Below are 22314 nucleotides of genomic sequence, written 5' to 3' on the forward strand. Positions count from 1 at the left end.
ATACTCTCCGTATCTGTGGACAACCAGCGTGTCGTCCACAGGGCCTGTCGGTGGGGCAGTTCCCCGTCGCAGGCTCCCGACATGACTCCGACCGACCGCCCCCGGCTCGCCGTCCGCTCGCCCGCCGACCTGATCGCCGCCGTGCCGTACCTGCTCGGCTTCCATCCCGCCGACAGCGTCGTGGTGGTGGCGATGCGTGGCCGGCAGGTCGTCTTCGCCGCCCGGGCCGACCTGCCCCCACCCGCGGCGGACCCTCAGCCGGCGGCGCGGCACCTCGCCGGGGTGATCTCCCGACAGGGCGCCGGCGCCGCCACCGTCGTCGGGTACGGCCCGGCCTCCCGGGTCACCCCGACGGTCGACGCGGTCGGCGAGGCGCTGGGCGAGGCCGGCCTGCTCGTCCTCGACGCGCTCCGGGTGACCGACGGGCGCTGGTGGTCCTACCTCTGCATCGAGCCGGACTGCTGCCCGCCCGACGGCACCCCGTACGACCCGGGGGCGAGCGAGGTCAGCGCGGCGGCCGTCTTCGCCGGGCAGGTCGCCCTCCCCGACCGGGCGGCGCTGACCGCGCAGGTGGCCCCGTTCGACGGGCCGGTCCGGGTCGCCATGCGGCAGGCCACCGCCCGGGCCCGCCGTCGGCTCGCCGCACTCACCGAGGAGGCGGACGAGACCCCGCCCGTCGGCGGGCGGTCGGTCCGCTCGGCCGGTGTCGCCGCGCTCCGGGTCGCGCTGCGGCGGCACCGGCGGGGCGAGCGGCTGACCGACGACGAGGCGGCCTGGCTGACCGTCCTGCTCACCCGGCTCCCGGTGCGCGACCACGCCTGGGAACGCACCGACGGGCGGGACGCCGACATCAGCCTCTGGACCGACGTGCTGCGCCGGGCCGAGCCGGAGCTGACCGCCGCTCCGGGCAGCCTGCTCGCCTTCGCCGCCTGGCGGGCCGGGTTGGGTGCGCTCGCGGCGGTGGCGCTGGAACGGGTGCTGGCCACCCACCCCGACTACTCGCTCGCGCTGCTCCTGGACGACCTGCTCCGCCGGGGCGTGCCCCCGTCCGAGCTGGACGGCTGGCCCGCGGTCGGCCTGCCCGGCGTGATCCGTCGACGGGCCCGCCGACGCGGTGTCTCCCGCCGGACGATCTGATGCCGACCCGGTGCCGCAGCGTGGCCCGGCGGCCGTCGTCGTGGCGTCACCCGGCCGGTTCAGTCGGTGCCGCTCAGCCGCTGCCCCCCGGTATAGACGTTCATCGTCCGGCCGCGCAGGAAGCCGACCAGGGTCATCCCCGCCTCGTCGGCCAGCTCGACGGCGAGGGTGCTGGGCGCCGAGACGGCCGCCAGCAGGGGCACCCCGGCCATCCAGGCCTTCTGCGTCAGCTCGAAGCTGGCCCGGCCGGAGACCAGCAGCACGTGCCCGGCCAGCGGCAGCCGGCGTTCCCGCACCGCCCAGCCGATCACCTTGTCCACCGCGTTGTGCCGGCCCACGTCCTCGCGGAGCACCACCAGTTCACCGGCGGCGGTGAAGAGCCCGGCCGCGTGCAGCCCACCGGTGCGGTCGAAGGCCCGCTGCGCCGCCCGCAGCCGATCCGGCAGCGCGACCAGCGTGTCGGCCGGCACGACCAGCGGGTCGTCGACGACGGCGAAGCGCGACCGGGTCCGCACCGAGTCGATGCTCGCCTTGCCGCAGACCCCGCACGAACTGGTCGTGTAGAAGTTGCGGGAGACGTCGGTGACGGGCGGCGGCACGCCCGGGGCGAGCACCACGTCGGCGACGTTGTAGGTGTTCGGGGTGTCCGCGCCCGCGCAGAGCTGGGCGGTGTGCACGTCGTCGGCGGAGCCGATCAGCCCTTCGGTGAGCAGGAAGCCGATCGCCAGGTCGAGGTCGTCGCCGGGGGTCCGCATGGTCACCGCGAGTGGCTTGCGCCGGCCGGGACCTCCCGGTCCCACCCGGATCTCCAACGGCTCCTCGACGGCCAGGGTGTCCTGGCGGCGTACCCGGGCGCGTCCGTCCCCCGCCGCGTCCAGGTCGATCCGCTGCACGCCCCGCCGGTCAGTCGCCCGTCCCATCCCGCCATCCTGCCCCGCCCACCCGGGGATCCGCACGGCGACCGTGGTCGGCGGCCACCGGGCGGCGCGGCTAGCGTGGGGCGGGTGACGACGTACGCGGCGGTGGTGCTCGCGGGAGGCGCGGCCCGGCGGATGGGCGGGGTGGACAAGCCCGCGCTCCCGGTCGGTGGCCGGCCGATGCGGGACCGGGTGCTGGCCGCGGTCGCCGACGCGGAACCACGCGTGCTGGTCGGGCCGGTGGACGGGGCGCCCCCGGGGGTGCGGGTGACCCGCGAGCAGCCTCCCGGCGGCGGACCCGTCGCCGCCACCGCCGCCGGACTGGCCCTGCTCGACCCCGGTACGACCACCGTGGCCCTGCTCGCCGGCGACCTGCCGCTGCTCACCGCCGATGCGGTGGCCGACCTGCTCCGGCGGCTCGCCGGGTCGACCGCCGACGGGGTCTGCCACCTCGATGGTGACGGCCGCCTTCAGCAGCTCTGCGGGGTGTGGCGGGTCGCCGCGCTGCGGGCCGCCCTGGACCGGCTCGCCGCCGAGCGCGGCGGGACGCTCGACGGGGCCCCGTTCCGGGCGCTGCTCGGCGGGCTGACCGTGCTGGAGGTGCCGTGGTCGGGCTCGGGTCCGCCGCCCTGGTTCGACTGCGACACTGACGAGGACGTACGCCGGGCCGAGGAGTGGACACGATGACGGTGATGGACGAGTGGGTCACGGCGGCCTGCGCCGAGCTGGAGCTGGACCCGGCCGAGGTGTCGGTGCCGGTGGTGCTCGACCTGGCCAAGGACGTGGCCCACCAGGTGCTGCGGCCCGGCGCCCCGGTCAGCGCCTACCTGCTGGGGCTCGCGGTCGGTCGGGGCGCCGACCTCGCCACGGCGGCCTCCCGGCTCAGTGGGCTCGCGGCGAGCTGGCCGGTGCAGCTCGACGGGACCAGCCTCGCCGGGTGACCCCGGGAGGGTGTCCGATCCCGGTCCGGGCTGATTCGACCCCCGTCCCCCGTGGGTAGGGTGGCGGTGACGGACGGAGGCGATCATGACGGCAGACCACCCCTCGGCACCTACCGATGACCGCGCCGGCGAGACGCCGGAGCAGTACGAGTCGATCCTGCTGGACGAGCCGACCACGGCCGACCTGCGGGCCAAGGTGACGGAGGCGTGGCGGGACTTCGCCCGGGCGCTCGCCGACCGGCTGCGGGCGCTGCCCACCGGCGCGCACGTCGAGCTGACCCTCGACCCGACCGCCTCCGGCACCGGGGACGCCGTCTATTCGATCAGCGTGGACGTCGGCGCGGAGGGGCGGCTCGCCGCGCGGGCGGTCGGCAACGCGACCCTGCCGCCGGGTTACCGGCTGGACCGGGCGGCGGTGGCCGACATGGTCGCGCTCGGCTGGTCCCCGCCCGGCGTGGTCGCGGGCTCGGGCGAGCACTTCGGCCTGGACGCTCCCACCAGCGAGTCGAGCCGGCTCGCGGCGGTGCTGTCCCGCACGCTCCGCGACGTCTACGGGGCGCCGCACCCGGCGTTCCTGGTCTATCTGGTGCACGACGCGGAGGGCGAGCCGCTGCCGGTGGAGCCGCTGGGCACCGCGCGCAGCGAGTTCGGCCCGGACCGGGACGTCGAGGCGGACCTCGACGAGGCGTTGGCCGCGGCGGCGACCGCGCAGGCCGGTGAGAACGACGTGCTGGCCTTGGAGGAGCGGGTCCGCACCGTCGTCTCCACCATGCTCAAGTCGCAGTCGGACCAGTTGCAGGTCGACTCCGACGGTGACATCAACATCCGGGCCGGCTCCGCGATGGTCTTCGTCCGGGTCCGCGACAATCCGCCGCTGGTGGACGTCTTCTCCCCGGTGCTCACCGAGGTCGAGCCGACCGAGCGGCTCTACGTCAAGCTCTCCGAGCTGACCAACCGGATGCCGATCGGCCGGCTCTACTGCGCCGACGACACGGTCTGGGCGTCGATCCCGGTCTTCGGGCGCAACTTCCAGGCCACCCACCTGATGCTCGCCGTGCAGGTGATGACCGGGTTGGCCGACGAGCTGGACGACCGGCTGCACGGCGAGTTCGGCGGCAAGCGCTTCTTCGGCGAGGGGGACAAGCCGACCCGTTCGTCGGACGAGCACCGCACCGGCATGTACCTCTGACCCCACCCGCACGAACCCCGACGCCACAGATTCAGCGAAAGCGCGTGTTTCGCTGGATCTGCGTGGGAGGTGTGCGTCAGGTCCAGGGGAGCCAGGCGAGGTCACGCGCGGTGGCCGGGTCGGTGGCCGCCAGCCCGGTCCCGGAGACGGTCCAGAGCGTGCCGTCCACCAGCAGCGACCGGGTGACCGCACCGCCCTGCCGGTGGGTGACCGTGCCGACCTGACGGATCGCCCGGTCGGTGACGGTGAGCAGGCGGAGGCCGCCGCCGGTGACGGGCAGCGCCACCAGGCCGGTGGCCGGCTCGAAGAGGAACGCGTGCGGGTCGAACTCGGCGGCCGAGGTGTCGTACGGCTGGTGGTGCCGGGCCAGCAGACCGGGGTGGGCGGGGTCGTGCACGTCGAAGAGGGAGAGCTGTAGTCCCTGTGCCCGCCCCAGGTCGTCGGCTTCCTGGCCGACGCCGAGCAGTCGGTCCCCGGGCACCGGGTGCAGGTACGCGGACCAGCCGGTGATCTTCAGTTCGCCGGTGAGCCGGGGCGCGGCGGGGTCGGTCAGGTCGACCACGTACAACGGGTCGGTCCGGCGGAAGGTCACCACGTAACCGGTGCCGCCGAGGAAACGGACGGAGGTGATCCGTTCACCCCGGCCGAGGTCGCCCAGTCGGCCCGTACCGGCGAGCCGGTCGCCGCGGCGGACGAGCACCTGCACGGCGGACCCGGTCACCCCGGTCCCCGGTTCGGTGGAGGTGGTCGCCACCCGCAGGTGGCCCCGCCACTCGGAGAGCGCGTACTGGTTGAGCAGCGTGCCGGGCACGCTGCCGGCGGCCACGTAGCGGGGGTGGCCGGGGCCGGTGGCGTCGAACTGGTAGATCGCGGTGCGTTCGGGCCCGGCCCGGCGTGGCCCCGTCCACCCGGGTTGCCGGACCGGCCCGGCCGGCCCGGCGAGGTAGAGGGCGTCGGTCGTGCCGTAGACGGTGTCGGCGTCGGCGGCGATGCTCACCGGGTCGCCGTCGCCGAGGCGACCGGTGGCGAGGTCGAAGCTGAGCACGGTCAGCAGCCCGACGCCGCTGCCGGTGGTCGGCCGGCTGAGCCGGTCGCAGCCGACCCGCCCGACGTGGCGTTCCCCGTCGGCGGTCCACTCGTAGCGGGGCAGCCAGGCGTCCAGGCCGGCGCGGGCGATCACCGCGCGGTTCGCGGCGGTCCGTTCGGCGTCGTCGCGCCGCTCGTCGTACGGGAAGGGGAATCGCGGCTGTGAGCTGACCACGACCCGGGCGGTCGCGCCGGTCTGCCGCGCGTCGAGCAGGCTCCCCTGGATCCGGTACGTCCCGACCACCGTGGGCCGGCCGGTCAGGTCGACCAGGAGCAGTTGTGGCCCGTCGGCGCGGGCGGGGCGACCTGCCGGGCCGTCGACCTCGGGTGCGCCCGGGCGGAGCAGCACCAGGGCGCGGTCGCCGTGCAGTAGCAGGTCGGCCTCGGGCCACCACCGGGCGGGCTGCCCGTCGACGAGGTCGAGTTGCCCGGTCTGTCGCCGGGTGGCCGGGTCGACCACCCGCAGCACGCCCCGGGTGACGGTGACGATCCGCCGACCATCGGTCTTCACCAGGTCCGGCTCGTCCGCGCCCGGCTCGTGACTGTTGGTCTGCGAGTGCTCGGGCGCGGTGCTGCCCGCCGCGTCGGGCCGGGCCGCGACGCCGGCCGGTGTGGCGAGGTCGTCGAGGAGGGCGGCGCGCCAGCCGGCGCCGAAGCCCCACGGCCCGACCGAGGCGGTGGCCGCCGCCCGCAGTCCGGCGAGCGCCTCCGCGCAGGAGTCGTAGGCGACGAGCCGGACGGTGGACGGGGCCGGGTCGGGTGCGGCCGTCCCGGGGGCGACGCCGCTGCCGGCGAGGAGGCTCAGGGCGAGCAGGGTTCCGGTCGCGGCGGAGGCGGTCACCCGTTTCATGTCCGGTTCGACGGCGTCCGACCCGCTCCGGTTCCCGTCCGCCCCGAGGCGGGGATCACGTGGTGGAGGGGCCGACGCCGGGCGACTCGACCAGCCGGGAGAGAACGATGGTGCTGCGGGACGAGGTCACGAAGGACTCCGCCCGCAGCCGTTCCAGCGCGTCCTCCAGGTGGGAGATGTCGGCGGCGCGGAGGTGGACGAGGGCGTCCGCCTCGCCGGAGACGGTGTACGCGCCGACCACCTCGGGGTGCCGGCGGGCCGCCGCGCCGATCTGGGCGGGGGTGGTCCGGCCGGCGCAGAACAGCTCGACGAAGGCCTCGGTGGTCCAGCCGACGGCGGCCGGGTCGACCACGGCGGTGAAGCCCCGGATGACGCCGGTGGAGCGGAGTCGGTCGACCCGTCGCTTGACGGCGGGGGCGGAGAGTGACACCCGGGTGCCGATGTCGGCGTACGACGCGCGGGCGTCCGCCACGAGCAACGCAATGATTCGCTGGTCGACCGCGTCTATCTGCAACGTTCCGCCTTCGGGAAGCAATGGTTGTGGCTGTTACCAAAGTTCTACCGTACCTACTCTTGGTGACCGTGAACCAGCAGCGAGTCCCGCGAAAGCGGACATATCTCATGTGCTCGCCTGAGCACTTCGCGGTCGAGTACGCCATCAACCCGTGGATGGACGTGACCGCGCCGGTCGACGCCGCGCTGGCGGTCAAGCAGTGGGACCGCCTGCGGGAGACGCTCGTCGGCCTCGGCCACGAGGTGCACCTGCTCACGCCCGAGGCGGGGCTGCCCGACATGGTCTTCGCGGCCAACGGCGCCTTCGTGGTGGACGGGACGGTCTACGGCGCCCAGTTCAAGCACGAGCAGCGGGCCGCCGAGGCCGCCGCGCACCGGGCGTTCTACGAGTCGCAGGACTGGCGGTTCATCGCGCCGAGCGAGACCAACGAGGGCGAGGGCGACTTCGCGTACCTGCCGGAGGCGCACGGCGGCCTGATCCTGGCCGGGCACGGCTTCCGGACCGAGCTGCCGGCGCACGCCGAGGCGCAGGAGGCGCTGGGCCGGCCGGTGGTGTCGTTGCGCCTGGTCGACCCGCGCTTCTATCACCTGGACGTGGCGCTCGCGTCGATCGACGACGAGAACGTCGTCTACTACCCGGGTGCCTTCTCGGCGGCCAGCCAGCGGGTGCTCACCCAGCTCTTCCCCGACGCGGTGCACGCCGACGACTCCGACGCCCTGGCCTTCGGCCTGAACCTGGTCAGCGACGGCCTCAACGTGGTGCTCAACAGCGAGGCCAGCCGCCTGGCGGGCAAGCTGAAGGCGGCCGGCTACCACCCGGTCCCGGTGGAGCTGGCCGAGCTGAAGAAGGGCGGCGGCAGCGTGAAGTGCTGCATCGCCGAGCTGCGCCACTGACCGACACGGCGAACGACGGGCCGGCCTCCGCGCGGGAGGCCGGCCCGTCGGCGTACGGGGGTCGCGCTCAGCCGAGCGTGGCCAACTCGCTGATCACCACGTTCGACAGCAGCTGGCCGTCCTTCTGCACCCGGCGCAGGTACCACTTCTGCTGGGGCGTACGCGGCTGGTTGAACTGCCAGGTGCCGCGCGGGCTGTCGATCTGGCCGACCTTGCCCAGCGCCAGGTTGAGCTGCTGGGGGTTGGGGTCCGCCCCGGCGATCCGGAGCGCCTTGTCCAGCACCTGTGCCGCGTCGTACGAGGCCATCGCGTAGGTGGTCGGCGAGTTGTTGTAGGTCTTGCGGTAGGCCGACGCGAAGAGCCGGTTGGCGTTGTTGTTCAGGTCGGCGGAGTAGTTCAGGGCGGTGTCGATGCCGTACCGCTCGATCGCGCTCGTCTCGCTCTCCAGCGCGTCGAGCACCGGGCCCTCGGTGAGGAACCCGGGGGCGAAGATCCGGCCCCGGTAGCCCTCGGCGTAGAGCTGCTTGATGAAGTTGACCGCCGCGGTGCCCGAGTAGTGGCAGAAGATCGCGGTCGGCCGGCGGTTCAGCGCGCGGACGATGTAGGGGGAGAAGTCGGCCTTCGATGTGCTGGTGCTGGTGAGGATCGGTGCCTCGGTGAGCCGCACCCCGCCCACCTCGTAGGCCCGCCGGAAGCCGGCGATCACGTCCAGGCTGCCCTGCCCCTCCGGCGCCATGATCATCAGCCGTTCGCCGGCCTTGAGGGTCTGCCGGAGGTAGTCGCCGAGCGCCTGACCGGGCTCGTCGAGCACGTACGACGTGCGCCAGATGTAGACGACGCTCTGCAGGCTGGCCGGGGAGGCGTTGGAGCCGATCAGCGGCACCCGGGCCTGCTCCACCATGTCGCGGATGCCGGACATCGCGGTCGAGCCGGCCACGCCGGTGAGGGCGATCACGCCCTCCTTGAGCAGCCGGTCGGCGGCGGACTGGGCGCTCTTGACGCTGGTGCCCTCGTCGGCGGGGACCAGGGTCACCGGGTGGCCGCCGAGGCGCTGGTCGTTGAGGGCGAGAAAGAGCTGGAAGCCGTTGGTGATCTCGTCACCGATCGGGTCGTTCCCGCCCGGCGCGATCAGCCCGATCTTGACGGGGCTGCCGGACTCCTTCGCGGCGCTTCCGGAGTCGCTGCCGCAGCCGGCGGCGAGTCCCGTGGTGCCGAGTGCGGCCAGCAGTTGGAGTGCCCGCCTACGGTTCATCTGCGACACCGGTTTCCTTCCACACGCGCTGGCAGGGCTGACCGCCCCACCGGCGTTCTACCTGCTTGGCGACGCTGCGTCAATGCCGGAAAGATCATCGTGCAGGGACCGCAACGCGTCGAGCACCGTCGGCCATGCCGTCGAGCCCGGTGCGATGAGCCCGAAATGCTCGGATTCGGGCAGCTCAACCAGCGTGACCGGGGAGCCCGCCGCCCGGGCTGCGGCGACCCAGGAACGGCTCATCCCGAGCGGGACCTGGCGGTCCAGCGCCCCATGCACGACTACTGTGCGTACACGGATCGGCACCAATGCCGATGGATCGGTCGCCGCGTACCGGTCCGGCACCTCGGCCGGGCCACCGCCGAGCAGCGCGGCCACCGCCCCACCGTCCAGGTCCAGCCGGTACGCCTCGGCCAGGTCGGCCACCGGGGCCAGCGCCAGCACCCCGCCGACCGTGGCCGGGGCCTGTGCCGCCGCGTACAGCGCCAGGTGTCCGCCGGCCGAGTGGCCGACCAGGATCGGCGGTGCGGCGCTCACCCGGCCGGGCAGCGCCTCGGCGGCCAGCCCGGGCAGCGCGGCCACCCCGGCGAGCACGTCGGTGAGCGTGCCCGGCCAGCCGCCGCCCGGTTGTCCGGTCCGGCGGTACTCGACCTGGGCGACCGGATGGCCCAGCGCGGCCAACGCCGCCGCCATCGGGCCGGTGTGGCTCCGGTCGTACTCCGTACGCCAGAAACCACCGTGCACGACGATCACCAGCGGGCGGGGCGGGCCGCTGCCGGCGGGTCGGCGCAGATCGGCAAGCTGGTCGGGGTGGTCGCCGTAGGCGACCGTCACGTCCGGCGCCGGGGCGGGCCGGGTCAGCACGGCGCGCGGGTCTGCGGACATGCCAGCGACGGTAGCGCGACCCGGGCGGGCCGGTCCGTCCCGGGAGCCGGTCCCGGCGGGTGTGCCGGGCGGGCGCTGGGTAAAGATGGTTCCCATGACCGACGCGCGCTCAGCTGGACAGAATGACGAGCCGGGCCAGGAGGGCATCCCCGGCACCGTGGTGGTGGTCGGCCCGGACGGCCGGCCGGTCGGCGCCGTGCCGACCGAGGAGGGCCACGGCGAGGACCCCACCCGCCTGGTCGAACAGCCGGCCAAGGTGATGCGGATCGGCAGCATGATCAAGCAGCTGCTGGAGGAGGTCAAGTCCGCTCCGCTCGACGACGCGAGCCGGCACCGGATGCGCGAGATCCACGAACGCTCGATCGTCGAGCTCAAGGAGGGCCTCGCCCCGGAGCTGCGCGAGGAGCTGGAGCGGCTCTCGCTGCCCTTCGCCGAGGACCAGGCGCCCAGCGAGGGTGAGCTGCGGATCGCCCACGCCCAGCTGGTCGGCTGGCTGGAGGGGCTGTTCCACGGCATCCAGGCGGCGCTGGTGGCCCAGCAGATGGCCGCCCGGGTGCAGCTGGAGCAGATGCGTTCCGGCCGGCAGGCGCTCCCCAGCGGGCCGGGCGGGATCATGCCGGGGATGCCCGGCATGGGCCAGCCGCAGGGTGGCGAGGGCCACAGCACCGGCCAGTACCTCTGACCTGGTCCGGGCGTCGCGCATCGCGCGGCGCCCGGCCCGCTCAGGCCAGCCCGAAGACCTTCTCCAGATACGCCGCCACCCCGTCGGCGGAGTTCGCCGCCGTCACCTCGTCGGCGATCTCCAGGACGGCGGGGTGCGCGTTCGCCACCGCCACCGCCCGACCGGCCCAGGTGAGCATCGGCACGTCGTTCGGCATGTCACCGAAGGCCAGCACGTCCCGCTCGTCGATGCCGAGCCGGGCGCAGTACCAGGCCAGCCCCGCCGCCTTGGTCACCCCGGCGGCGGAGATCTCGACCAGCCCGGAATACGACGAGTGGGTCGCCTCGGCCAGCCCCTGGAGCGCCCCGGCGACCACCCGGACGAACGCGTCCGGGTCCTGCTCACCCGCCCGCGCCAGCAACTTCACCGCCGGTACGGAGTGCAGCTCCTCCGGCGACCCGATCGCCCGGATGGCGTCGGCGTCGGCGTCCCAGCGCAGCGGATAGTGCGCCTCGTGCCGCATCTGCCGGCTGTCCACGATCTCCACCGCGAAGCTCACCCCGGGCACGGCGGCCCGCAGCCGGCGGGCCACCTCGGCGAGCAGTTCCGGTGCCAACGGGTCGGCCCGCAGCACCTCGTCGGTGACCGGGTCGTAGACCACCGCCCCGTTGGCGCAGATCGCCGGGAGCGGGGTGGGAAGCTGGTCGTACACGAGTTGCAGCCAGCGGATCGGCCGGCCGGTGACCAGCACGACGGGCGTGCCCGCCGCGGAGATCCGCTGCAACACCCCCGCGGTACGCGCGCTGAGCATCCGCTCGTCGTCGATCAGGGTGCCGTCGATGTCGGTCGCGACCAGCCGGGGTACCTCTCGCATCACCGGGACAGTAGTCGGTCCAGATAGACCGCGACCCCGTCGTCGTCGTTGCGCAGGGTCACCTCGTCGGCGGCGGCCCGGACGGCGGGGTGGGCGTTCGAGACGGCCACCCGGGCCCAGCCGGCCCACGCGAACATCGGCAGGTCGTTGGGCATGTCCCCGAAGACCAGCACCTCGGCCGGATCGACCCCGAGAGTGTGCGCGACCACGCTGAGCCCGGTGGACTTGTCCACCCCGGGCGGGCAGATCTCGACGAAGTCGAGGCCGGCCTGGGTGAGCGTGGCCACCTGCGGCGGCACGATCCGCCGGGCGACCTCCAGCAGCTCGTCGACGTGGTGGTCGGCGGTCCGGACGAACGCCTTGATCACGTCGCAGGACAGACACTCGGCCCGGCTGCGCGCCTCGAACCGGTCCTGGTAGGGCCAGCTCGGGTGGTAGTCGCCCCAGAGCGGCGCGTCGTGCTCGTCGGAGGCCTCCACCATCACGGTCAGCGGGCCGACCTCGGCCTCCAGGTCGGCCAGCAGCCCGGCGAGCACCTCGGCGGGGAGCCGTTCGTCGCGCAGCACCAGCGGGCCGGCCGGGTCGCTCTGGTCGACCACCCGGCCACCCCCGGCCATCACCAGGAAGTCGGCGGCGCGGATGTCGTTGCGGGTCAGTTCGGTGAGCCGCGGCCCCCGACCGGTGGCGCCCACCACCGGGATCCCGGCGGCCCGGACCCGGTCGAGCACCTCATGGGTGTACGCGGAGACGGTGTCGTCGCTGCGGACGAGCGTGCCGTCGAGGTCGGTGGCGATCAGCTTGGGCAGTCCCGGGCGGGTCATCGTTCCTCCTTCGCCCGCCGCCGTCACGCCGGCCGTGCTGGTCGTCGGTGCTCGGCCACGAACGGCGGGCAGCAACCGTACCTCGCGGAACGGGCCGCAACCACGGCTTCCCGACGAATCGGGCACCAACCCGGGGTGACCCTCCGGTGACCGGCGGGCGTCCCCGGTCCGTGGGCCGGTGAGCCGTCAGAGCGGCGGTTCGGGGCGGGCGAACGGCACCGTCGGCTGGACCGTCAGGTCGGCCGGCGCGGGCGGTCGGTCGTCGGCGCGCCGCCCCCGGCGACGCCGGTCCGGCACGGGCGGCTCGATCCCCCGGGCCCCCTCCGGCCGGTCGTCCGGCTCGCCGTCGGGCGCGGACTCCGCCGGGTCGACGGCGGACCGGCCGGACAGGTGCAGGGCCGCCGCCAGCAGCGCGGTCGCCAGGAAGGCGGTGACCAGGCCGCGTCCGTACTCGACCCGGAAGCCCTCCTCCGAGGAGTAGAACAGGGTGCGCTGGCCCGAGTCGTCCAGGGAGAGCGCGGTCGCGGCCAGGACGGCCAGCACGGCCGCCGCCAGACCGAGACCGGCCACCCGGGCGTTGCGCCGGACGGCGGCCGTCCCGCCGCAGAGCGCCAGCGCCACCGCGACCGCCAGGCCGAGCAGCCCCACCAGGTAGCCGACCCCGAAGCCGGCCACGTCGGAGACGCCGGCGGGCACCCGGATCGGGGTGTTGCCCTCGGGACCGCCGTTCGGGACCGTCATCACCAGCCACTCGCCGACCAGCGAGCCCACCGCGGCCACCGCGCCCAGCCCGGCCAGGACCGGGGGCAGCCGGCGGTCCCCGCGCAGGCCGGCGAGGGTACGCCCGAACCGGGCCGGGGGTGTCGCCCCGGTGTCCCCCCACTCCACGACGGTCGTGTCGTCGGACCGGCTGTCCTGCCTGGGAACGGGGAGATCCTGCGACATGGCCACCCTTCCGCGTGCGCGGGCCAGAGCCGAATCATGACACAGCCGTCAGGCGACCACAGGCACGGCAAGTCCGACGTGCGCGTACGTGCTGCCCGGTGCACCCGCGTCCGGTTTCGGCTAGCGTCGGGGCATGCCTATCCGTACCGCTTCCGCACGTTGGCAGGGCAACCTCACCGAGGGTGCCGGGACCGTCCGCACCGGTAAGGGTGGACTGACCGGAAACTACTCGTTCAAGTCGCGCTTCGAGGAGGGCGAGGGGACCAACCCCGAGGAGCTGATCGGCGCCGCGCACGCCGGCTGCTTCTCGATGGCGCTCTCCAAGCAGCTCGCCGACGCGGGCGCGACCGACACCTCGGTGGAGACCACCGCCAAGGTCCACTTCGACAAGACCGACGCGGGCATGACCGTGACCCGGATCGACCTGGAGACCGTCGGTCAGGTCCCGGGCATGGACGAGGCCCAGTTCGGCAAGCTGGCCGAGGCGGCCAAGGAGAACTGCCCGATCTCGCGGCTGCTCTCCCCGGGCGCCCAGATCACCCTGAACGCCCGCCTGGCCTCCTGACGTCGCGATCCGGGCGGGCGCGCGGCCCGCGCGGTTCCCGGGAGGGTGCCCGTCGCGATGTCGACGGGCACCCTCTTCCGTCCCGCTGCCCCGATCTTGGCGGGTACGCGCGACGCTGCGCGGGGGAGAATGGTCGGGTGGCCGTGGAGATGAGCCGTGAGCGGTTCGAGGAGCTGGTCGGCGAGGCCCTCGACGAGGTGCCCGAGGAGCTGCTCGGGCTGATGAGCAACGTGGTCATCCTGGTCGAGGACGACCCACCGCCCGGCGAGAACCTGCTCGGCCTCTACGAGGGGCACGCGCTGACCGACCGGGGCTGGGACTACTCCGGCGTCCTCCCCGACCGCATCCTGATCTACCGCAACCCCATCCTGCGCATCTGCGACACCGACGACGACGTCGTCGAGGAGGTCGCGGTGACCGTGGTGCACGAGATCGCCCACCACTTCGGCATCGACGACGACCGGTTGCACGCCCTCGGCTGGGGCTGACCGGGCCGGTCGGCCACCCCGCTCGGCCGATGCCACCCCTTGCGCAGGTCCCCTAACCTGCGGAACAGGCACACCCCGATGCAGGAGGAAGACCCATGCGCAGCGCGCTGTTCTCCGCGGAGAACCTTGAGAAGGAGTCCCAGCAGCCGGGCATGCGGCTGCAGAACTCCAAGATGCTGAAGATCGAGCTGAACGGCGAGGCGATGGCCCGGGTCGGGTCCATGGTCGCCTACCAGGGGCAGGTGCAGTTCCAGGCCCTCGGCTCCGGCGGCATCGGCAAGTTCATCAAGCAGCGCCTCACCGGTGAGGGCGTGCCACTGATGAAGCTCTCCGGCCGGGGCGACGTGTTCCTCGCCGAGCTGGCCAAGGACGTGCACATCATCGACCTGGAGCCCGGCGACGCCCTGTCGATCAACGGCTCCAGCGTGCTGGCCTTCGACTCCACCCTCCAGTACGACATCAAGATGGTCAGCGGGATGGGCATGGCGTCCTCGTCCGGCCTGTTCAACTGCGTCTTCACCGGCCACGGTCGGATCGCGATCACCACGAAGGGCACCCCGGTGGTGCTCAACGTGGACGCCCCGACCTATGTCGACCCGCAGGCGGCGGTCTGCTGGTCGGCCAACCTCCAGACCGGCTACCACCGGGCCGAGCAGCTCGGCCTGGGCACGCTGCTCGGCCGCAGCACCGGTGAGGCGTTCACGATGAGCTTCGCCGGTCAGGGCTTCGTCGTGGTGCAGCCGTCGGAGGAGCCGCCGGTGCAGGGCAGCGGCGTCCAGCAGCAGCAGGGTGGTCTGCTCGGCGGCCTGCTCCAGTGACCCCCGGCGCGTGGGACGCCCGGGCCGGGCGTCCCGCGCGCCGTCAGCTCAGCTCGCCGGTGCGCAGCCGGCCCAACCAGGCCGCCGCGTCGGCGTAGTCGGCGTCGGAGAGGCCGGCGGGCGCGGGCACCGGTCGGGCGGCCGCCGCCGTGCTCCAGCGGTGCCGGGGGTACGACCCCAGGAAGCGGACGTCCGCGCAGACCCGGCGCAGCCCCTGCAACGCCTCGCCCAGCCGGACGTCGGCGACGTGCCCGGTGCAGTCGAGGAAGAAGACGTACCGGCCGAGGGCCTCGCCGGTCGGGCGGGACTCGATCCGGCTCATGTTGACCCCCCGGACGGCCAGCTCCATCAGCACCGACAGCAGGGCACCCACCCGGTCGTGGGCGATGTAGACCGCCAGCGAGGTCATGTCGTCCCCGGTGGGGGGCGGGGGCGGGCCGGGGCGGGACACCAGCGCGAAGCGGGTCACCGCGTCGGGGTGGTCGGCGATCTTGTCGGCCAGCACGGTGAGCCGGTGTCGGGACGCCCCGATCGGGGCGCAGATCGCCGCGTCGTACTCGCCGGAGGCCGCGCCGGCCGCCGCGGCGCCGTTGGAGAGCACGTCGACCACCGTCGCGTCGGGCAGGTGGTCGCGGAGCCAGCCCCGGCACTGGGTGGACGCCTGCGGGTGCGCCGCCACGCCACGGACGTCGGCGAGGGACGTGCCCGCGCGGGCGGCCAGCACGAACTCCACCGGCAGGATCACCTCGCGGGTGATCACCAGTGGTTCCCCCTCGATCATCTCGTCGAGGGTCACCCCGACGGCACCGCCGATCGAGTTCTCCAGCGGCACCAGGGCCGCGTCCGCCTCCCCGGCCCGTACGCTGTCCAGCGCCTCGCCGACGCTGCGGGCGGGCGTACGGGTGCCGCGCTCGGCGGCGGAGACGGTGCGCAGCGCCTGCTCGGCGAAGGTGCCCTCGGGCCCGAGGTAGACGAAGCGGGTCGGCGGTGTTCCCGGCATGGCGACCAGCCTACGCACCCGGGGTGCCGTCGCAGGCTAAGGTCCGGATGCCGGGCGGCGCCGCGACGCGTACCTCCACCGCGCAGACGTCCGTCCCGGCGGTGACCAGCTCCAGTGCCGTCGACCGGCCCCGGGTGACCGCCTGGAGCTCCTCGTGCCCGGTCACCTCCAGCACGGTGTACTGCCAGTCGCCGGCGCAGAGCGGCCCGGTGCGGACGGTGACCCGTACCGCCGGGGGGAGGACCCCGTCGGGGCCGTGCAGCAGCCGGGTCACCTGCTTCCCGGTCGGGCCGTCGGTGCAGCGGGTGGCGATCAGGTCGGTCGGGGCGGACGCGACCGGCGGCGCGGCCGGAGTGGTCGGCGCGGGGGTCGGCGTGAGCCGGACGGGTGCGCCGGTGGCGGCCGGGGTGGTGGCCGCCGGGGGTGGCGGTTGCCGCAGTTCCGGCGGGGCGCCGCAGGCGGTGAGGGTCAGCACGGCGAGCAGCGCGACGGGGGCGGTGTGCCGGCGCGGACCGGCGGGGCGCGGTGCGGTGGGCGGCACGATCCGATCCTCGCATCGGCGGGTGTCGTTACGGCCGGAGGGCCGAGCCCATCGTAGGAGGATCACCGGGCGAGGTGAAGCTCGCTTGTGGAGGCACTGGGGACGGCTGACCGTCCCCGCTGGTCAGACCTTGGAGAAGAAGGTGAGCGACCCGGCCACGTCGCCGTCGGCGAGGACCGGTGTGGAGATCGCGTCGACGGTGGTGCCCGGGGCGTCGGTGTCCGGTTCCCGCACCCGCAGCAGTCCCCGGGCCAGCCGCCCGGAGTGCAGGGCGAGCAGCGGGGGGATCTTGTCGGACTCCTGCTCGGTCAGCTCGCTGCTGTAGGCGGTGAAGTCGACCAGGCGCAGCCCGCCGTCGAGCAGCGGCCGACCGATCACGTCCTCCGGGTGGCCGAGGCAGAGCAGCTCGCAGCCGGACGACGAGATCGCCACCACGGTGGTGTCGGCGTCGATCAGCAGGCAGGGCTCGGCGGCGTGGGTGACGGTGTGGGACCACTGCCCGAGGTTGTCGAACTCGTCCTCTGTCGGGGTACGCGCCGCAGGCACGAACACTTCAGAGAGCGAGAGTTCGACGTGGGCCACCGCGCCTCCTAGGTACACCGACGGTCTGTCCACGCTAGCCGGTCGCGGCGGCGACCGTGCTGGAGCCACCGGCCGCCGCTGTCGCGGAGGTGGCCGCGCCGGGCCGTGCCCTGGGGCGCCGATGCCCCGGTGGCCGGGCTGCTGGCGGCGGCGCGGACCGACGGAACTGCCGGGGCGGGGCTTCCGACCGCGTGGCGTCGTCGGAGACGTTACCGGCGGGCGGCCCGCTTGTCAGCGGCCGTTCGGCCCTCGTCGTACCACCGGTAGTCGGCAGTTGGACGGTACGTGCCGTTGAGCCACGTCCCGGGGTGCTGGGCGACCCGGGACAGCTTCTCGGCGGTGGCCGGGCTGATCCGGTTTCCCCCCGCGACGAGCAGGCGGTCCAGCTCCCGGTGGGTGGCCATGAGGCAGTCCTTCGGCAGGCCGTAGACGCTGATCACGCCGGAGCCGACGAAGGTCAGCACCGGCGTCACCGGGATCTGGAGCCCGACCGCGTCGGAGAGCGCCTTGCTGGCCCGCTTCGCGTCCCGGCGCGCCTCGGCCACATAGGGCGGGCGCTTCCCGTTGATCTGCACGACGTCACCGGCGACGAGCACCCGGGCCCGGCCGTGGTCGGCGATGGTGACCGCGAAGAGACCGCTCGGGCCGATGGCGAGGAACCCGGCGCGCTCCTCCTGGCCACGGTCCAGCAGGACGTCGGCGACGTCCGTGCGGGGCCACTCGATGACGTGCCAGGCGGGCCCGAGGTGGTCGAGCTGACCGAGGGCGCGGGCCCCGGCCGCCTCCAGGCGACGGGCACCGCGTTCGGCCCGACGGCGACGGGCCCACTCCAGGGGAGTGGGCCGGGCCGGTTCGAGCACCGAGGTGGGCTCGACCCGGGGGTGCGGCACCGAAGCGGGCGGCAGTGCCCGCGGGGGTACGGCTCGACGAGCGGGAAAGACAGTCATCGCGACCTCCGGCAAAAGGTCCCTCGAAGTTATGTCTCCACTACCCTACGTTGCCGACCCCGGTGTTCGGCAAGTTGGAGCGCCGGAGTGAGTGCGGATGAATGCCATATTCATCCACTGTTCTTTTCTCGAATGGTGCTGACGCCTGCCCTACGCTGCGAAGGTGACCCACTACGTGGACAGCGAGGTCGGTCGACTCGGCACGGTGCTGCTGCACCGCCCGGGGCCCGAACTCGCCCGACTCACCCCCCGCAACAACGACTCGCTGCTCTTCGACGCTATCCCATGGGTGGGACGGGCGCAGGAGGAGCACGACGCCTTCGCCGCCGCGCTGCGCAGCCGCGGCGTCGAGGTGCTCTATCTGGCCACCCTGCTCGCCGAGACGCTCGCCGTCCCCGATGCCCGGGCCGAACTCGTCGACCTGGTGCTCCGCTCGCCCCGGCTCGGCGACACCCTCCGCCGCCGGGTCAGCGACCACCTCGCCTACCTCGACCCGGTCGCCCTCGCCGACGTGCTGACCGCCGGGCTCGCCCACGAGGAGCTGCGGATCGGCCGGGACCGGCCGGGCGGTCTGGTCTGGACACTGATGGACCGGCACGACTTCGTCATCGACCCGCTGCCCAACCTGCTCTTCACCCGGGACTCGTCGGTCTGGATCGGGGACCGGGTCGGGGTGACCAGCCTGGCCATGCCGGCCCGCCGCCGGGAGACCACGCTGACCGACGCCATCTACCGGCACCACCCCCGGTTCGCCGGCACCGGGTTCGTCTACCACCCCGAGCTGGAGCACCTGGAGGGCGGCGACGTGCTGCTGCTCGCGCCGGGCGTACTCGCCGTCGGGGTGGGTGAGCGGACCACCCCGGCCGGTGCGGAGCGGCTCGCCCGGCAGGTCTTCGCCGCCGACCTCGCGCACACCATCCTGGTGGTGCCGATCGCCCAGGAACGCGCCACCATGCACCTGGACACGGTCTGCACGATGGTCGACGTGGACGCGGTGCTGATGTACCCGAACATCGCCAGCACGCTCTCGGCGTACACCGTGGTCGCCGGCGCGGACGGCGAGCCGCGGGTCGACGGCCCGGTGCCCTTCCTGCGGGCGGCGGCCGACGCGATGGGGCTGGACCAGCTCCGGGTGATCGACACCGGCCTCGACCCGGTCACCGCCGAACGCGAGCAGTGGGACGACGGCAACAACACCCTCGCCCTCGCGCCCCGGCTCTGCGTCGGCTACGAACGCAACGTGGAGACCAACGCCCAGCTGGAACGGGCCGGCATCGAGGTCATCCCGATCGCCGGGTCGGAGCTGGGCTCGGGCCGGGGCGGCCCGCGCTGCATGTCCTGCCCCCTGGTCCGCGACCCGCTCCGCGGCTGAACGGACGGTCCCCTGTCGACCTCGGGCGTCGACAGGGGACCGTCCGGCTCAGCGCAGGGTGAGTTGGCGACCGACGAGGCCCTGGCGGGCGCGGCGGCCCGCCGCGTCCAGCGGGTCGGTCTCCTTCAGGGCGGCGGCGTACCGCTCGGCGAAGGCGGCCACCGGCGCCTCCCACTCGGTCGCCGGGACGTCCTCGGGCAGGTCCCAGACCGGAACCAGCCGCCCGTGCGCCCGGAACATGCCGGCGAAACGGGTCTTCTCGCCGAGGGTCAGCGTGCCGGCCGCGCTCAACCGGGAGAGCGTGTCCAGCGCGGTGTCCTCGTCCTCCGGCAGCACCCAGCGCACGTGCGCCTTCTCCGGCACCTGGCACCAGTACGCCGCCCGGGCCGCCGCCAGCCGCACGGTCGGGTAGATCGCCGCGTTGGCCCGCTCCAGGGAGGCCTGCACGGTCGGGTCGTCGGTCGCCCCCGGGTCCAGCCAGAACTCGAACCCGTCGTGCATGGTGATCTCCAGCGGACCGTCCACCAGGACGTCCTGCAGACGCGGCCCCGGCCCGGGCAGCGGCGGCACACCGACCTGCCCACCCGGCTCGGTACGCAGCGCGCAGAGCAGCGCCTCGGCCAGGTCCCGGGAGACGTCGCCGGACTGCTGGTGGCGCTGGAGGCCGATGAAGACCCGCCCGTCCGCCTTCGTCATCGCCGGGGCGGCCATCGGCAGCACGGTCGCCAGGACGACCGGGCGGTCACCGTACTCCTCGATCAGCTCGGGGGTCAGCCGCAGCGGCGCGGAGGCGGCCGGGACCAGTTCGCGCAGCGCGATCCACTCCGGCTCGTCCACCAGCCCCTCGAACGGTCGGGGCACGAAGACGTCGCGCACCTTCTCCCGCTTCGGGACGGCCCCGGCGACCTGCTGGTTCTTCCGACGCTTGCTCATGCGGTCGCCCCGCTCCGTTCGCTCGGCTGGCTCATGGCGAGACAGCCTAGAGCCCGGCGCGGAGCCCGGTGGGGACGACCCGCCCCGACGGCCGGCTCAGCCGGCCGCGACCAGGTCCGGTCGCGGGTTGGCGGCCGGGTCGAACTCGGCCCAGACGCTCTGCCCGAGACCGTCCCGGTCGACGCCCCAACGGCTGGACAGGCCGGAGATGATGTGCAGGCCGCGCCCGTCGACGGCGTCGGGGCTGGCCGCCCGCATCAGCGGACCGGAGGTCGCGCCGCCGTCGGTGACCCGGAGCTGGACGCGCTGCCCGTCGGGCGTCGCGCGCAGCCGCCAGGCGACCCGGACCACCCCGCCGGGCAGCGGGTCGGCGTGCCGCACCGCGTTGCCGACCAGTTCGGCGAGGACCGCCACCAGGTCGGCCAGCAGAGCCGGGGGTACGAGGTCGGTCAGCTCGTCGGCGAGCCGGTGCCGGGCGAGGCGCGCACCGGTGGCGTGGTGGGGCACCACCACGCACCACGAACGCTCCGCCGAACCGGTCGACACCGTCGTCCCCTTCTCGCCCCCGCTGTCCGGGTCAGGCTCGCGGCAGGCGCACCTCTGCGACCGTACCGCCACCCGCTCTCGGTCTGAGGGATACCCATCCATTCTGCTGTTCAACGATCTGGCGGACGAGATAGAGACCGAGTCCCGCCCCCGGATAGCGCCGCCGGTCGCCGGACTCGCCCTGCCAGAACCGGTCGAACGCCCGTTCCACGTGCTCCGGGCGGATGCCGATGCCCCGGTCGGCGACCCGGAACGAGACCGTCCGCTCGTCCGCCTCGGCGGTCACCTCGATCGGGGTGTCCGGCAGCGAGTACTTCCCGGCGTTGGTGCTCAGCTCGGTCAGCACGGTGGCCAGGCTGCGCCGGTCGCCGAGCGCCTTGGCCAGGTTACCGGGGAGGTCCAGGACGATCCGGTGCCGGACGTCCGCCGGCAGGTCGGTCACCGCGGTACGGAGCGCGTCGGCGAGGTCGAAGGGGGCGGCCGGTTCGTTCCCGGGCCGGTGGTCGGTGGCCGCCGTGAGCAGTCGGTCCACCAGTCGGGCGAGTTCGTTGGCGCGCTGCCCGATGATCCGGGCCGCCTGGCGGCGGTCGTCGTCGCCGAGTGAGTTCCAGTGGTCGGTGAGGGTGTCCGCGTACCCCTTGATGACCGTGACCGGGGTGCGCAGCTCGTGGCTGGTCACCGCGACGAAGAGGTCCCGGTCGAGGTCGCGCCGCTGCTGGTCGGTGATGTCCCGGAAGGTGACCACCCGGAGCGTGCCCGGACCGGGCAGCTCGCCGGAGGTGATCCGCAGCCAACGGCCGTCCGGGAGTCGGTGGTCGAGCACCTGCCCGGAGGGAGGCAGCGGGAAGGGCAGCGGCCGGTTGAGCGCCTCGGTGGTGGGGCGGCCGGTGACCTGCGCGGCGGCCGGGTTCCACAGCCGCACGTGCTGCTCCCGGTCGACCACGGCCAACCCGTCGGCCAGCGCCGCGACGACCGGCCCGTCGCCGTGCACCGGCAGGCCGGTCTGGTCGCCGTACATGTGGGCGATGCAGGAGGCGACGTAGCCGACCACCGCCTGCTGGGAGCCGTCGAGCGAAGCACCGTCGGGATAGAGGGCGTGCAGGCTGCCGACGGTGAGCCCACCGATCTCGGCGCGGGCCACGATCATGCGACGCAGGCCCCGACCGGCCACCTCGTCGGCGAGCGGGCCGGGGATGCGGTCGACCCACACCTCGCGGACCGGCGGCCCGGAGAGGAGGCAGACGGTGGCCGGGTCGGTGGCGGGCAGCGGCCGGCCGATCGTCCACTCGGCGTCGCCGGTCGCGGCGATCACCCGGCCGCCGGCGGGGGCGAACTCCACGAACGCGAGGCTCTCCGCGCCGATCGCCGGTTGGACCACCTCGAGCAGGCGGGTGAGGACCGGCAACCCGGCCTCACCGCAGTTGATCATCTTGATCACGGTGGTGTGGCCGGCGATGAGGGCGGTGAAATCGGTCTGCTCCGGCATGTCCCGAGTGTGCCCCGCCGACCGGTCCACGGGACACCCCCGGCCGTCCGGCCCGCGCCGACCGGCGGTCC

At 74.0% G+C, this 22314-nt stretch carries 25 protein-coding genes; 10 read left to right on the forward strand and 15 right to left on the reverse strand.

The genetic code is table 11. The features are described 5' to 3' along the window. Nucleotides 1–81 precede the first annotated feature (81 nt). Nucleotides 82–1137, forward strand: a complete 1056-nt coding sequence (locus tag ABUL08_RS24030; RefSeq protein WP_350932234.1) for a DUF4192 domain-containing protein — start codon at nt 82–84, stop codon at nt 1135–1137. Between the two features lie 59 nt (nt 1138–1196). Here the strand turns inward: ABUL08_RS24030 and fdhD are convergent, their stop codons facing one another. After that, a complete protein-coding gene (gene fdhD / locus ABUL08_RS24035; protein WP_350932235.1) occupies nt 1197–2057 on the reverse strand; it encodes a formate dehydrogenase accessory sulfurtransferase FdhD in 861 nt (286 codons plus the stop codon). Between the two features lie 84 nt (nt 2058–2141). Between fdhD and mobA the strand changes: the two genes are divergently transcribed. The 3 genes from mobA to ABUL08_RS24050 all read left to right on the forward strand — a co-directional run bounded on the left by mobA (nt 2142) and on the right by ABUL08_RS24050 (nt 4184). Then, entirely contained in the window at nt 2142–2741 is a 600-nt protein-coding gene (mobA, locus tag ABUL08_RS24040) for a molybdenum cofactor guanylyltransferase (RefSeq protein WP_350932236.1), read from the forward strand. Next, nucleotides 2738–2995 carry a DUF6457 domain-containing protein gene (locus ABUL08_RS24045; protein ID WP_350932237.1) on the forward strand — a complete coding sequence of 86 codons (258 nt, stop codon included), beginning with the start codon at nt 2738–2740 and terminating at the stop codon, nt 2993–2995. The genes mobA and ABUL08_RS24045 overlap by 4 nt, the downstream gene beginning before the upstream one ends. 85 nt (nt 2996–3080) lie before the next feature. Continuing rightward, nucleotides 3081–4184, forward strand: coding sequence for a T3SS (YopN, CesT) and YbjN peptide-binding chaperone 1 (locus ABUL08_RS24050; protein ID WP_350932238.1), 1104 nt, complete (start codon nt 3081–3083; stop codon nt 4182–4184). 76 nt (nt 4185–4260) lie between these two features. Here the strand turns inward: ABUL08_RS24050 and ABUL08_RS24055 are convergent, their stop codons facing one another. After that, complete coding sequence (locus ABUL08_RS24055; RefSeq protein WP_350932239.1) at nt 4261–6120, reverse strand: beta-propeller domain-containing protein; 1860 nt, start codon at nt 6118–6120, stop codon at nt 4261–4263. Nucleotides 6121–6175: 55 nt separating this feature from the next. After that, entirely contained in the window at nt 6176–6634 is a 459-nt protein-coding gene (locus tag ABUL08_RS24060) for an Lrp/AsnC family transcriptional regulator (protein ID WP_350932240.1), read from the reverse strand. A gap of 59 nt (nt 6635–6693) precedes the next feature. On the opposite strand from ABUL08_RS24060, the gene ddaH reads away from it, so the two are divergent. Beyond that, nucleotides 6694–7527, forward strand: a complete 834-nt coding sequence (gene ddaH / locus ABUL08_RS24065) for a dimethylargininase (RefSeq protein ID WP_350932242.1) — start codon at nt 6694–6696, stop codon at nt 7525–7527. A 67-nt stretch (nt 7528–7594) separates the two neighbouring features. On the opposite strand, the gene ABUL08_RS24070 is transcribed toward ddaH, so the two are convergent. Both ABUL08_RS24070 and ABUL08_RS24075 read right to left on the reverse strand, forming a co-directional pair. Further along, nucleotides 7595–8788 carry an ABC transporter substrate-binding protein gene (locus ABUL08_RS24070; RefSeq protein WP_350932243.1) on the reverse strand — a complete coding sequence of 398 codons (1194 nt, stop codon included), beginning with the start codon at nt 8786–8788 and terminating at the stop codon, nt 7595–7597. A 48-nt stretch (nt 8789–8836) separates the two neighbouring features. Further along, entirely contained in the window at nt 8837–9664 is an 828-nt protein-coding gene (locus tag ABUL08_RS24075) for an alpha/beta hydrolase family protein (RefSeq protein WP_350932244.1), read from the reverse strand. Nucleotides 9665–9749: 85 nt separating this feature from the next. On the opposite strand from ABUL08_RS24075, the gene ABUL08_RS24080 reads away from it, so the two are divergent. Next, entirely contained in the window at nt 9750–10346 is a 597-nt protein-coding gene (locus ABUL08_RS24080) for a bacterial proteasome activator family protein (protein ID WP_350932245.1), read from the forward strand. A 40-nt stretch (nt 10347–10386) separates the two neighbouring features. Here the strand turns inward: ABUL08_RS24080 and ABUL08_RS24085 are convergent, their stop codons facing one another. From ABUL08_RS24085 to ABUL08_RS24095, 3 genes are all read right to left on the reverse strand, one after another. Next, nucleotides 10387–11199 (reverse strand): HAD family hydrolase, encoded by an 813-nt coding sequence (locus tag ABUL08_RS24085; protein ID WP_350932246.1) that lies wholly within the window; start codon nt 11197–11199, stop codon nt 10387–10389. Continuing rightward, nucleotides 11199–12020, reverse strand: coding sequence for an HAD family hydrolase (locus tag ABUL08_RS24090; RefSeq protein WP_350932247.1), 822 nt, complete (start codon nt 12018–12020; stop codon nt 11199–11201). Before ABUL08_RS24090 ends, ABUL08_RS24085 begins: the two co-directional genes overlap by 1 nt. A gap of 186 nt (nt 12021–12206) precedes the next feature. Beyond that, nucleotides 12207–12965, reverse strand: coding sequence for a hypothetical protein (locus tag ABUL08_RS24095; RefSeq protein ID WP_350932249.1), 759 nt, complete (start codon nt 12963–12965; stop codon nt 12207–12209). Between the two features lie 133 nt (nt 12966–13098). Here ABUL08_RS24095 and ABUL08_RS24100 point away from each other — a divergent pair, with 133 nt between their 5' ends. The 3 genes from ABUL08_RS24100 (at nt 13099) to ABUL08_RS24110 (ending at nt 14836) form a co-directional block, all read left to right on the forward strand. Continuing rightward, entirely contained in the window at nt 13099–13530 is a 432-nt protein-coding gene (locus ABUL08_RS24100) for an OsmC family protein (RefSeq protein ID WP_350932250.1), read from the forward strand. A gap of 143 nt (nt 13531–13673) precedes the next feature. After that, nucleotides 13674–14018, forward strand: a complete 345-nt coding sequence (locus ABUL08_RS24105; protein ID WP_350938813.1) for a metallopeptidase family protein — start codon at nt 13674–13676, stop codon at nt 14016–14018. A gap of 95 nt (nt 14019–14113) precedes the next feature. Next, complete coding sequence (locus tag ABUL08_RS24110) at nt 14114–14836, forward strand: AIM24 family protein (protein WP_350932251.1); 723 nt, start codon at nt 14114–14116, stop codon at nt 14834–14836. A 43-nt stretch (nt 14837–14879) separates the two neighbouring features. On the opposite strand, the gene pheA is transcribed toward ABUL08_RS24110, so the two are convergent. From pheA to ABUL08_RS24130, 4 genes are all read right to left on the reverse strand, one after another. After that, nucleotides 14880–15836 carry a prephenate dehydratase gene (gene pheA / locus ABUL08_RS24115; protein ID WP_350932252.1) on the reverse strand — a complete coding sequence of 319 codons (957 nt, stop codon included), beginning with the start codon at nt 15834–15836 and terminating at the stop codon, nt 14880–14882. A 10-nt stretch (nt 15837–15846) separates the two neighbouring features. Beyond that, nucleotides 15847–16377, reverse strand: coding sequence for a hypothetical protein (locus tag ABUL08_RS24120; RefSeq protein ID WP_350932253.1), 531 nt, complete (start codon nt 16375–16377; stop codon nt 15847–15849). A 123-nt stretch (nt 16378–16500) separates the two neighbouring features. Then, a complete protein-coding gene (locus tag ABUL08_RS24125; protein ID WP_350932254.1) occupies nt 16501–16959 on the reverse strand; it encodes a PAS domain-containing protein in 459 nt (152 codons plus the stop codon). Between the two features lie 209 nt (nt 16960–17168). Next, nucleotides 17169–17906 carry a hypothetical protein gene (locus ABUL08_RS24130; RefSeq protein ID WP_350932255.1) on the reverse strand — a complete coding sequence of 246 codons (738 nt, stop codon included), beginning with the start codon at nt 17904–17906 and terminating at the stop codon, nt 17169–17171. A 163-nt stretch (nt 17907–18069) separates the two neighbouring features. Here ABUL08_RS24130 and ABUL08_RS24135 point away from each other — a divergent pair, with 163 nt between their 5' ends. Then, a complete protein-coding gene (locus ABUL08_RS24135) occupies nt 18070–19278 on the forward strand; it encodes an arginine deiminase (protein WP_350932256.1) in 1209 nt (402 codons plus the stop codon). Nucleotides 19279–19326: 48 nt separating this feature from the next. Here the strand turns inward: ABUL08_RS24135 and ABUL08_RS24140 are convergent, their stop codons facing one another. From ABUL08_RS24140 to ABUL08_RS24150, 3 genes are all read right to left on the reverse strand, one after another. Beyond that, on the reverse strand, nt 19327–20211 hold the full coding sequence (locus tag ABUL08_RS24140) for a DUF5926 family protein (RefSeq protein WP_350932258.1): 885 nt from the start codon (nt 20209–20211) through the stop codon (nt 19327–19329). A gap of 96 nt (nt 20212–20307) precedes the next feature. Next, entirely contained in the window at nt 20308–20724 is a 417-nt protein-coding gene (locus ABUL08_RS24145; RefSeq protein WP_350938815.1) for an ATP-binding protein, read from the reverse strand. 64 nt (nt 20725–20788) lie between these two features. Beyond that, nucleotides 20789–22243, reverse strand: a complete 1455-nt coding sequence (locus ABUL08_RS24150; protein ID WP_350932259.1) for a sensor histidine kinase — start codon at nt 22241–22243, stop codon at nt 20789–20791. Between the last annotated feature and the right edge of the window lie 71 nt (nt 22244–22314).

Origin of the sequence: Micromonospora sp. CCTCC AA 2012012 (genome assembly GCF_040499845.1) — a bacterium.
GTDB lineage: Bacteria > Actinomycetota > Actinomycetes > Mycobacteriales > Micromonosporaceae > Micromonospora > Micromonospora mangrovi.

What these genes read in the sequence shown, in the direction of transcription:
- ABUL08_RS24045 (WP_350932237.1), top strand. Translation starts at nt 2,738, where the DNA reads ATGACGGTGATGGACGAGTGGGTCACGGCGGCCTGCGCCGAGCTGGAG.
- ABUL08_RS24130 (WP_350932255.1), bottom strand. Translation starts at nt 17,906, where the DNA reads ATGACTGTCTTTCCCGCTCGTCGAGCCGTACCCCCGCGGGCACTGCCG.
- ABUL08_RS24100 (WP_350932250.1), top strand. Translation starts at nt 13,099, where the DNA reads ATGCCTATCCGTACCGCTTCCGCACGTTGGCAGGGCAACCTCACCGAG.
- ABUL08_RS24075 (WP_350932244.1), bottom strand. Translation starts at nt 9,664, where the DNA reads ATGTCCGCAGACCCGCGCGCCGTGCTGACCCGGCCCGCCCCGGCGCCG.
- pheA (WP_350932252.1), bottom strand. Translation starts at nt 15,836, where the DNA reads ATGCCGGGAACACCGCCGACCCGCTTCGTCTACCTCGGGCCCGAGGGC.
- ABUL08_RS24055 (WP_350932239.1), bottom strand. Translation starts at nt 6,120, where the DNA reads ATGAAACGGGTGACCGCCTCCGCCGCGACCGGAACCCTGCTCGCCCTG.
- ABUL08_RS24110 (WP_350932251.1), top strand. Translation starts at nt 14,114, where the DNA reads ATGCGCAGCGCGCTGTTCTCCGCGGAGAACCTTGAGAAGGAGTCCCAG.
- ABUL08_RS24030 (WP_350932234.1), top strand. Translation starts at nt 82, where the DNA reads ATGACTCCGACCGACCGCCCCCGGCTCGCCGTCCGCTCGCCCGCCGAC.
- ABUL08_RS24080 (WP_350932245.1), top strand. Translation starts at nt 9,750, where the DNA reads ATGGTTCCCATGACCGACGCGCGCTCAGCTGGACAGAATGACGAGCCG.
- ABUL08_RS24140 (WP_350932258.1), bottom strand. Translation starts at nt 20,211, where the DNA reads ATGAGCAAGCGTCGGAAGAACCAGCAGGTCGCCGGGGCCGTCCCGAAG.
- ABUL08_RS24050 (WP_350932238.1), top strand. Translation starts at nt 3,081, where the DNA reads ATGACGGCAGACCACCCCTCGGCACCTACCGATGACCGCGCCGGCGAG.
- fdhD (WP_350932235.1), bottom strand. Translation starts at nt 2,057, where the DNA reads ATGGGACGGGCGACTGACCGGCGGGGCGTGCAGCGGATCGACCTGGAC.
- ABUL08_RS24085 (WP_350932246.1), bottom strand. Translation starts at nt 11,199, where the DNA reads ATGCGAGAGGTACCCCGGCTGGTCGCGACCGACATCGACGGCACCCTG.
- ABUL08_RS24150 (WP_350932259.1), bottom strand. Translation starts at nt 22,243, where the DNA reads ATGCCGGAGCAGACCGATTTCACCGCCCTCATCGCCGGCCACACCACC.
- ABUL08_RS24095 (WP_350932249.1), bottom strand. Translation starts at nt 12,965, where the DNA reads ATGTCGCAGGATCTCCCCGTTCCCAGGCAGGACAGCCGGTCCGACGAC.
- ABUL08_RS24090 (WP_350932247.1), bottom strand. Translation starts at nt 12,020, where the DNA reads ATGACCCGCCCGGGACTGCCCAAGCTGATCGCCACCGACCTCGACGGC.